We start from the raw sequence: 2,041 nt of genomic DNA, 5'->3' as shown, positions 1-2,041 counted from the left end.
CGGCGGAGCGTCGCGCTCGACCTGAAGACCCCGGACGGCGCGCGGGCCGTCCGCCGGCTGGCCCGCGACGCGGACGTGCTCGTGGAGGGGTTCCGGCCCGGGGTGGCCGAACGGCTCGGCATCGGCCCCGACGACCTGATGGCGGAGAACCCGCGGCTCGTCTACGGCCGGATGACCGGCTGGGGTCAGGAGGGGCCGCTCGCGCGGCGCGCCGGGCACGACATCAACTACATCGCCCTGGCCGGCGCGCTGGACCCCATCGGCCGCGCCGGCGAGCGCCCGCACGCGCCGCTCAACCTCCTCGGCGACTTCGCCGGCGGCGGAGCGTTCCTGGCCCTCGGGGTCGTCGCCGCGCTCTACGAGCGGGAGCGCTCGGACCGGGGGCAGGTCGTGGACGCGGCCATGGTCGACGGGGCGTCCACGCTCATGTCGTTCCTGCACGGCATGCGCCGGGCCGGGATGTGGGACGGGCCGCGCGGGACCAACCTCCTCGACGGCGGCGCTCCCTTCTATGACACCTACGAGACCGCCGACGGCGGTCATGTCGCGGTGGGCGCCGTGGAGCCGCGGTTCTACGCGCTGCTGCTCGAACGGCTGGGCATCGACCCGGACACGGTGGGGCCCCAGCTCGACCCCACCGGGTGGCCGGGCACGAAGAAGCTGTTCGCCGAAGTCTTCAGGGGCCGCACGCGCGACGAGTGGGCGCGGGTCTTCGCCGACTCCGACGCGTGCGTGACGCCCGTGCTGTCCCCCTGGGAGGCGCACGAGCACCCGCACAACCGGGCCAGGAACGCCTTCGTCGAGATCGACGGGCTCGTCCAGCCCGCGCCGGCGCCGCGTTTCAGCCGCAGCGTCCCCGACCGGCCCGCGGCGATGGACGCCGGCGGACGCGACGCCGCCCGCACCCTGGCCCGCTGGGGCCTGGACGCGGACGAGATCGCCGCCCTGCGCGCCACCCCACCGGGCGACGTCACCGCGTTCACCCGCCACGACCGAGACGAGGACCATCCATGAGCCCCAAGACCGTGGTCATCACCGGAGGCGCGGGTGGCCTGGGCCTGGTGACGGCACGCCACCTGGTCCGGGCGGGCGCGGAGGTGATCCTCGTCGGCCGGGACGCGGCCCGCACCGCCGCCGCCGCGGACGGCCTGCGCGCTCTGGCCCCCGAGGGGAGCGGCGCCACCCCGCCGAGGCAGCACGTGGCCGACCTGTCGGAGTGGTCACAGGTCCGTGACCTGGCCGCCAAGCTGGCGGCCGACGCCGTCGGCATCGACGTCCTCGTCAACAACGCGGGAGCGGCGTTCCCCCGCTACGGGCAGACCGCGGACGGCGTGGAGCGCACCTACGCCGTCAACCACCACGCGCCGTTCCTGCTGACGCACGCCCTCCTGGCGGAGGGCGCGCTCACCGCCGGCGCCCGGATCGTCAACCTCTCCAGCTTCGTGGAGAAGCGCGGCAGGCTCGACGCGAGCGATCCGGACGTCTCGGGCACCTCATGGCGCGACCGCTTCTACTCCCAGATCCACGTCTACTCGACCAGCAAGCTGCTCAGCCTCCTGGCGACCAGGGAGCTCGCCCGTCGCCTGCCCGACGGCATGCACGTCTACAGCGCCGACCCGGGCATGGTGAAGGACACCGGCATCAACAGCAGCGCCGGGGGGCTGATGCGGCTGACCGCCCCCTTGTTCAGGCCGTTCTCCATCACGCCGGACGAGGGCGTGCGGACCGTGCTCCACCTCGCCACCGCCTCCCCGGCCCCGCGCCCGAGTGGAGGCTTCTTCACCAAGGCCCGACCGGCCACGCCTTCCCGGCTCGCCCAGGACCCGGCCCTGGCCCGCGCCGTCTACGAAAGGACCGCGTCCCTGTTGGGCGTCCAGGGCCTCTCCACGTGATCCCAGATGTCTCACCCGAGCCGGGCACCCGGGGCGGCGGCTGTGCCCGGGAGGGGTCAGGTCTCGTCCGGGGACGGTACGCGGATGATGAGCGCGTCCCCCTGGCCGCCGCCGCCGCACAGGCCCGCCGCGCCCAGGCCGCCGCCGCG

General features: G+C 75.0%; 2 protein-coding genes. Both read left to right on the top strand.

All coding sequences use genetic code 11. From position 1 onward, the window contains the following. Positions 1 to 1,014, top strand: a 1,014-nt coding sequence (locus DQW85_RS23910) for a CaiB/BaiF CoA transferase family protein (protein ID WP_162795310.1), incomplete at its 5' end; no start/stop codon positions are given. Further along, a complete protein-coding gene (locus tag DQW85_RS23905) occupies positions 1,011 to 1,892 on the top strand; it encodes an SDR family NAD(P)-dependent oxidoreductase (RefSeq protein WP_113702299.1) in 882 nt (293 codons plus the stop codon). The genes DQW85_RS23910 and DQW85_RS23905, both read left to right, overlap by 4 nt. Positions 1,893 to 2,041: the final 149 nt, after the last annotated feature.

Origin of the sequence: Nonomuraea lactucae (assembly GCF_003313395.1) — a bacterium.
Taxonomy (GTDB): domain Bacteria; phylum Actinomycetota; class Actinomycetes; order Streptosporangiales; family Streptosporangiaceae; genus Nonomuraea; species Nonomuraea lactucae.
This window is presented reverse-complemented; position numbering and strand designations above follow the sequence as displayed.